Origin of the sequence: Microbacterium sp. 13-71-7 (assembly GCF_002257455.1) — a bacterium.
Taxonomy (GTDB): domain Bacteria; phylum Actinomycetota; class Actinomycetes; order Actinomycetales; family Microbacteriaceae; genus Microbacterium.
The window spans coordinates 1-7,266 of sequence record NZ_NCKN01000204.1; the positions used below are offsets into that span (position 1 = coordinate 1).

9 protein-coding genes are annotated in these 7,266 nt (G+C 71.4%); all 9 read left to right on the top strand.

From position 1 onward, the window contains the following. The first annotated feature begins 287 nt into the window (after nucleotides 1–287). Complete coding sequence (gene rplU / locus B7X32_RS16350; protein ID WP_233309240.1) at nucleotides 288–596, top strand: 50S ribosomal protein L21; 309 nt, start codon at nucleotides 288–290, stop codon at nucleotides 594–596. Nucleotides 597–616: 20 nt separating this feature from the next. Then, complete coding sequence (rpmA, locus tag B7X32_RS16355; protein ID WP_159575753.1) at nucleotides 617–874, top strand: 50S ribosomal protein L27; 258 nt, start codon at nucleotides 617–619, stop codon at nucleotides 872–874. A gap of 118 nt (nucleotides 875–992) precedes the next feature. Continuing rightward, nucleotides 993–2,522, top strand: coding sequence for a GTPase ObgE (gene obgE / locus B7X32_RS16360; RefSeq protein ID WP_292721967.1), 1,530 nt, complete (start codon nucleotides 993–995; stop codon nucleotides 2,520–2,522). Then, nucleotides 2,519–3,301: a glutamate 5-kinase gene (gene proB / locus B7X32_RS16365; protein WP_292721970.1), complete on the top strand. Its 783-nt coding sequence runs from the start codon at nucleotides 2,519–2,521 to the stop codon at nucleotides 3,299–3,301. Before obgE ends, proB begins: the two co-directional genes overlap by 4 nt. 126 nt (nucleotides 3,302–3,427) lie before the next feature. Then, nucleotides 3,428–4,654, top strand: a complete 1,227-nt coding sequence (locus B7X32_RS16370; RefSeq protein ID WP_292721982.1) for a glutamate-5-semialdehyde dehydrogenase — start codon at nucleotides 3,428–3,430, stop codon at nucleotides 4,652–4,654. Between the two features lie 48 nt (nucleotides 4,655–4,702). Beyond that, nucleotides 4,703–4,930, top strand: coding sequence for a hypothetical protein (locus tag B7X32_RS16375; RefSeq protein WP_045272563.1), 228 nt, complete (start codon nucleotides 4,703–4,705; stop codon nucleotides 4,928–4,930). 9 nt (nucleotides 4,931–4,939) lie between these two features. Beyond that, a complete protein-coding gene (gene nadD, locus B7X32_RS16380; protein ID WP_292721975.1) occupies nucleotides 4,940–5,536 on the top strand; it encodes a nicotinate-nucleotide adenylyltransferase in 597 nt (198 codons plus the stop codon). Further along, nucleotides 5,533–7,014: a hypothetical protein gene (locus B7X32_RS16385; protein WP_292721977.1), complete on the top strand. Its 1,482-nt coding sequence runs from the start codon at nucleotides 5,533–5,535 to the stop codon at nucleotides 7,012–7,014. The genes nadD and B7X32_RS16385 overlap by 4 nt, the downstream gene beginning before the upstream one ends. After that, on the top strand, nucleotides 7,011–7,266 hold a 256-nt coding region (locus B7X32_RS16390; RefSeq protein WP_292721979.1), incomplete at its 3' end, for an RsfS/YbeB/iojap family protein. The genes B7X32_RS16385 and B7X32_RS16390, both read left to right, overlap by 4 nt.

Consider the following 7,266-nt stretch of genomic DNA (forward strand, 5'->3'; position numbering starts at 1 on the left):
AGCGCCCCATGCTGGAGCACTGCATTCCCGACCGCAGGGTCATCGCACGGGACGGCGAGGGGCTGGCCGCGCTTAAAGCCGATTTGCCGCCACTGGAGCCTTTGCGAGGGGGCCTCGCATCCGGTAAAGTAGCTCCTTGGTGCACCGCGCCGGACGCCCCACTCGGCCGCCGCGGGATCATGCAACTCGCGCCCGCCACTGCGGATCCCTCTGCTGTGGCGCGATGCAAGCACAGTCTTCCCGTGAGATTACGGAGCGGTCCCGCTCCCCAACGAAACAGGTATGAAGTGGTTTACGCAGTAGTGCGCGCCGGTGGACGCCAGGAGAAGGTCGAGGTCGGCACGATCGTTCAGCTCGACCGCCTGAAGGCGGCCCAGGGCGACAAGGTCGAGCTCGCCGCGGTGCTCCTCGTCGACGGTGACAAGATCACCACCGACGCCGACAAGCTCGCGAAGGTCAAGGTCACCGCCGAGGTCGTCAGCCACCTCCGCGGCCCGAAGATCGTCATCCAGAAGTTCAAGAACAAGACCGGTTACAAGAAGCGCCAGGGCCACCGTCAGGACCTCACGCGCGTCAAGATCACCGGCATCAAGTAAGCACGAAGAGGAGCTGAGAAATGGCACACAAAAAGGGTGCGAGCTCGACCCGCAACGGTCGTGACTCCAACGCACAGCGACTCGGCGTGAAGCGCTTCGGCGGCCAGACCGTCAGCGCCGGCGAGATCCTCGTCCGCCAGCGCGGCACGCACTTCCACCCCGGCGTGAACGTCGGACGTGGCGGTGACGACACGCTGTTCGCCCTCGCCGCCGGTGCGGTCGAGTTCGGCGCGAAGGGCGGCCGCAAGGTCGTCAACATCGTCGCAGCTGCCGAGTAAGGCTTCGACAGGCTCAGCCACCGGTTGGGCACTGTTCGGCAACGGGGCGGGCTTCGGCTCGCCCCGTTTCCATATTTCCGGGCACGTCCCTTCCCGCCCCCAATCCAGGAGGATCCGCATGGTCACGTTCGTCGACAGAGTGACGCTGCACCTGCGCGCGGGCAAGGGCGGCAACGGCTGCGTGTCCGTGCACCGCGAGAAGTTCAAGCCCCTCGGCGGCCCGGACGGCGGCAAGGGCGGTGACGGCGGCGACATCGTGCTCGTGGCCGATCCGCAGACCGGCACGCTGCTCTCGTACCACCACTCGCCGCACCGCACGTCGCAGAACGGCGGCTTCGGCATGGGCGACCACCGCTCCGGCTACGACGGCGAGGACCTCGAGCTGCCCGTGCCCGTCGGGACGGTCGTCAAGAGCCCGGACGGCGAAGTCCTCGCCGACATGATCATCCCCGGCGAGCGCTTCGTGGTCGCCGCGGGCGGTCAGGGCGGCCTCGGCAACGCCGCGCTCGCGACGCCGAAGCGCAAGGCGCCCGGTTTCGCGCTGCTGGGCACGCCCGGCTACGAGGGCGACGTCGTGCTCGAGCTCAAGACCGTCGCCGACGTGGCGCTGGTCGGCTACCCGTCCGCCGGCAAGTCGAGCCTGATCGCGGCGGTCTCCGCCGCTCGGCCGAAGATCGCGGACTACCCGTTCACCACGCTGCATCCGAACCTCGGGGTCGTGCAGGCCGGCGAGTCGCGCTACACCGTGGCAGACGTGCCGGGCCTCATCGAGGGCGCGAGCGAGGGCCGCGGACTCGGCCTGCAGTTCCTGCGGCACGTGGAGCGGTGCTCCGCCCTGCTGCACGTGCTCGACTGCGCCACGCTCGAGCCTGGCCGCGACCCGCTCAGCGACCTCGACGTGATCCTCGCCGAGCTCGCCGCCTACGAGGTGCCGGAGGGGCAGATCCCGCTGCTGGAGCGCCCCCAGGTGGTCGCCCTCAACAAGATCGATGTGCCGGAGGCCCGCGAGCTCGCGGACTTCGTGCGTCCGGAGCTCGAGGAGCGCGGCTTCCGCGTGTTCGAGATCTCCACCGTGTCGCACGAGGGGCTGCGTCCGCTGACCTTCGCGCTCGGCGAGATCGTCGACGCGCATCGCGCCGAGCTGGCCGCGGCCGCGGCGGCGCCCAAGGAGCGCGTCGTCATCCGCCCGCGCGGCTCCAAGCGCGAGTTCGAGATCCGCGTCGAGGGCGGCAGCTACGGCAACGTGTACCGGATCCTCGGCGACAAGCCGGTGCGGTGGGTGCAGCAGACCGACTTCCAGAACGAGGAGGCGGTGGGCTATCTCGCCGACCGGCTCGAGAAGCTCGGCGTCGAGGACGAGCTGTTCCGGCTTGGCGCGGTGCGCGGTTCCACCGTCGTGATCGGACCCGGCGAGAGCATCGTGTTCGACTGGGAGCCGCAGATGTCCTCCGCGGCCGAGCTCATCACCTCACCGCGCGGTCTCGACTCGCGCTTCGACCCGAACAACCGCCGCACCACGAGCGAGCGCCGCGAGCAGTATCACGAGCGCATGGACGCGAAGGCGGCCGCCCGTGCCGAGCTCGAGGAGCAGCGCCTCGCCAGGGGCGCCGCAGCGGGGGAGGACGCCGACGGCGAGGGCGTCGAGTGACGGCGCTGAGCCGGGCGGATCTGCCGACCGCGGCGCGGATCGTCGTCAAGGTCGGTTCCTCCTCGATCAGCGGTGAGGCCGCCTGGCGGATCCCGGTGCTCGTGGAGGCGCTCGCGGCCGCGCACGCGCGCGGAACCGAGATCGTCCTGGTGTCCTCCGGCGCGATCGCGACCGGCATCCCCTTCCTGCAGCTGGACGCCCGGCCCACGGATCTCGCCACGCAGCAGGCCGCCGCCGCCGTCGGGCAGAACGTGCTGATCTACCGCTACCAGGAGGCGCTGCACCCGCACGGGATCGTGGCGGGGCAGGTGCTGCTGACCACGGGCGACCTCGAGCATCCGACCTCGCGCAGCAATGCGCGCCGCGCCATGGAGCGACTGCTCGGGCTGCGCGTGCTGCCGATCGTGAACGAGAACGACACGGTGGCCACGCAGGAGATCCGCTTCGGCGACAACGACCGGCTCGGCGCGCTGGTGGCGCAGCTGACCGGGGCCGATGCGCTCGTGCTGCTCAGCGATGTGGAATCGCTCTACACCAGGCCGCCGTCCGACCCGTCCGCCGAGCCGCTCGACATCGTCGCGGCGGGCGCCGACCTGTCCGGCCTCGAGTTCGGCGCGACCGTCGTGAACGGCGTCGGCACCGGGGGAGCGGCGACCAAGGTCTCCGCCGCCCGCCTGGCCGCCGCGAGCGGCATCGGCGTGCTTGTGACCAGCGCGGATCTGGTCGCCGAGGCGCTCTCCGGCGCCGAGATCGGCACCTGGTTCGAGCCCGCGGTCTGATTCCGTCATCCGGGCCCCCGGGGCCCGGCGCGTGGGTACACTGACCGCATGTCCACCGTGATCGCCGACTTCGCCGTGCCCGCAGACGCCTCCGCGCAGGACGGGCCGGATTCGCCGGAGACGCGGATGCGCGCCGCCAAGGAGGCGTCCCGCGAGATCGCTCGACTCACGAGCGCCGGCAAGGTCGCCGCCCTGCACGCCATCGCCGACGCGCTCACGGCCTCCTCGGCCGAGATCATCGCCGCCAACGCCCGCGACCTCGCACGCGGTGCGGCCGACGGCATCGGCGACGGCCTGCTGGACCGACTGTGCCTGGACGAGAAGCGGATCGATGCGCTGGCGGCGGCGGTGCGCGAGGTCGCGACCCTGCCCGATCCCGTCGGCCGCGTCGTCGGCGGGCACCGCATGCCGAACGGCGTCGCGCTCGAGCAGGTGCGGGTGCCCTTCGGCGTGGTCGGCGCGATCTACGAGGCGCGCCCCAACGTCACGGTCGACATCGCCGCGCTCGCCCTGCGTTCGGGCAACGCGGCCGTGCTGCGCGGGGGGAGCGCCGCCAAGGAGAGCAACACCGTCCTCGTGCGGGTCATGCGCGATGCCCTCGCCGCGGCGGGGGTGACCGCGGAGGCGATCCAGACGGTCGACGACTTCGGCCGTGCCGGCGCCACCGCGATGATGCACGCCCGCGGCCTCATCGACGTGCTCGTGCCGCGCGGTAGCGCAGGACTCATCGAGACCGTCGTGACCGAATCCACCGTCCCCGTGATCGAGACGGGCGCGGGCGTGGTGCACATCGTGCTGGACGAGACCGCGCCGCTGGACTGGGCGCGCGACATCGTCGTGAACGCCAAGGTGCAGCGCCCCAGCGTGTGCAACGCCGTGGAGACGGTCCTGGTGCTCCGCGCCGCGGCCGACCGGCTCGTTCCGGAGGTCGCGGACGCGCTGATCGCGCAGGGCGTCACGATCCACGGCGACGACGACGTCCGCCGGCTCGTGCCCGCGGCCGTCCCCACGACGGATGAGGACTGGGCCACCGAGCACATGAGCCTCGACCTCTCGATGCGCGTGGTGGACGACCTCGACGCCGCGCTCGCGCACATCCGGCAGTACAGCACCGGGCACACCGAGTCGATCATCAGCACGGACGCCCTCGCGATCGAGCGCTTCCTGGCCGAAGTCGACTCCGCCGTCGTGATGGCGAACGCGTCGACGCGCTTCACCGACGGCGGCGAGTTCGGCTTCGGCGCTGAGGTGGGCATCTCCACGCAGAAACTGCACGCCAGGGGCCCGATGGGACTCGCCGAGCTGACCAGCACCAAGTGGCTCGCGCGCGGGGCGGGGCAGACGCGCGGCTGAGGGCTAGACTGAGGAGCTGAGATCCACCCTGATCACTCTGGAGAATCGATGAACCTCGTCGCACAGCTCGTGCAGACCGCCGCAGAGACCACCGAGCACCACGGCAACGTGGCGCTGGAGACCCTTCCGTTCGGTCTGATCGCCGCCGGCGTGTTCGCGCTGCTCGGTCTGGTCGCGCTCTCCTACCGCAACGTCGCCAACCGCCACGACCGCAAGGCGCAGGCGTGGGCGGCGGAGCACGGTCACGAAGGACACGGGGCCGGACACGGTCACTGAGCTGATCCGATGACGACCACTCCGGCGCCGCGGATCGGCGTGATGGGCGGAACGTTCGACCCCATCCATCACGGCCACCTCGTCGCGGCCAGCGAAGTGGCGCACTCGTTCGGACTGGACGAGGTCGTCTTCGTGCCCACGGGGCAGCCGTGGCAGAAGAGCGACGTGTCGGACAGCGAGCACCGCTATCTGATGACGGTCATCGCGACGGCCTCGAATCCGTCGTTCACCGTCAGCCGCGTGGACATCGATCGCGAGGGCCCGACCTACACGATCGACACGCTGCGGGATCTGAAGGCCCAGCGCCCCGATGCGGAGTTCTTCTTCATCACGGGCGCAGACGCCGTGGCGCAGATTCTCAGCTGGAGGGATCATGATGAACTGTGGGATCTGGCCCACTTCGTCGCGGTATCCCGACCAGGTCACGTGCTGAGCACGGACGGTCTGCCCAGCGACAACGTCAGCCAACTCGAAGTCCCCGCCCTCGCGATCTCGTCGACCGATTGCCGATCCCGCGTCCGCGAGGGGGATCCCGTCTGGTACCTCGTGCCGGACGGTGTGGTCCAGTACATCGCGAAGCATCATCTTTATCGGAGCACGTCATGAGCACATCGGATCAGCACTCGCACATTGCTGATCAGTCAGCTGGCAGCAGCCAGCTGACCCGCAAGCAGCTGCGGGAGGCACGCCTCACCGGATCGACCCCGATCGTCACTCCGGAGGAGGCCGAGGCGGCGCGCCGGCAGAGCGTCGCCGCCGCGACCGTTCAGCCCCCCGCGGATGTCCCGGTGGCGGAGCCCGTCGCCGAGGCCCCCGTGGCCGAGAGCCCCGTCGAGTCCGCCGCCCCGACGGCCGCATCGGCCGACGTCGAGCCGCAGGACCCCGCCGCGGACGAAGAGCCGCTCACCCGTCGCCAGAAGCGCGAGCAGGAGCGGGTCCGCACCGGCGCGCTGCCGGTGTCCGATCCCTCCGCGCAGGACGCGCCGAGCGCGCCGGCGCCGCTTGCCGCCGAGCCCGCCGCCGCAGTCCCTGCACCGACTCCGTCGTTCGCCCCGCCGACGGTCCCGGCTGCGGCGCCCGCCGCGTCCGAGCCCGCGCCCGAGGCGTCCGGCATGATCACGGACGTGCCGCGACCCAGCTACCCGAGCCGTCGCCGCTCCTTCGAATCCGCCGCCCCCGCATCGGCCTCCGTGGCCGACGAGCAGGACGGCGTCGACGACGCCGAACAGGACGTCGCGCCCGTCTCGGTCTCCGCGGTCATGCGCGCCGAGGAGGAGACCGGCCGCACCTGGCACGCGGATCCCGTCTCCGCCGCGCCCCAGTCCGTCGAGGACGCCCGGCCCGCCCGTCCGGCCGACTCGACCTCCGCCTCGCTGCTGCTGCCGGCGGTCCCTGCCACGGGCCCGACGCCCGCGCCGGACGCGGCCCCGGTGAGCCTGCCCTTCTCCTCCGAGCAGACGGCGCTCTGGTCGGCAGCGGCCGAATCCGCCCCTGCCGCTCCGCAGACCCCCGCTCAGACTCCGACCGCGCCCGCCGAGGCCGCACCGCGCGCCGTCTCGCAGACGGCGTCCGCGGCAGGTTCCGCGACCACGGTCAACGCCGGTTTCGGCGAGCGCGTGCTCGCCGAGCAGCCGCGCACCGCCCAGGTCGACTCGTTCGACGCGCTGATCGGCGATTCCGCGGGCTCGCACCATGCCGCGCCGAACGCACTGATCTTCCAGCAGGCGCCCGCAGGGCTTTCGCTCTCGGGCCCCGTCGCCTCCACCGGGGAGATCCTCGTCACCGGCAGTTACGAGCTGCCCTCCGGTCTCGGCTCCCGCGGCCACGCCGACGGCGTCGCCGACGGCAAGGAGGTCGACGCGGTGCTCGTCGACGGCGAGCTCGCGCCCGCGTCCTCGCCCACCCCGATCGCCGCCAGCGCGGCGATCGGCACGATCAAGCCCGCCGGCGAGGTCATCCGCCCGCCCGAGCCCGAAAAGGGCAACAAGCTCATGCTCGCTCTGACCATCACCGCCGGCGCTCTCGCCGTCGCTCTGGTCGGCGCGCTCATCGTCGCCATCACCACAGGAGCGTTCTCTTCATGATGCAGTCCCCGTCCGCCGCAGACATGCTGCAGATCGCCGCAGACGCGGCCCGGTCCAAGGGCGGAGAGGATCTGCTCGCGCTGAACGTGTCGGAGCCGCTGCCGCTCGTCGACATCTTCCTCCTCGTCACCGGCAACAGCGAGCGCAACGTCGCCGCGATCGCCGACGAGGTCGAGGACAAGATGATCGAGGCGGGCTTCAAGCGCGTGCGTCGCGAGGGCCGCAGCGAGGCCCGCTGGGTGCTGCTCGACT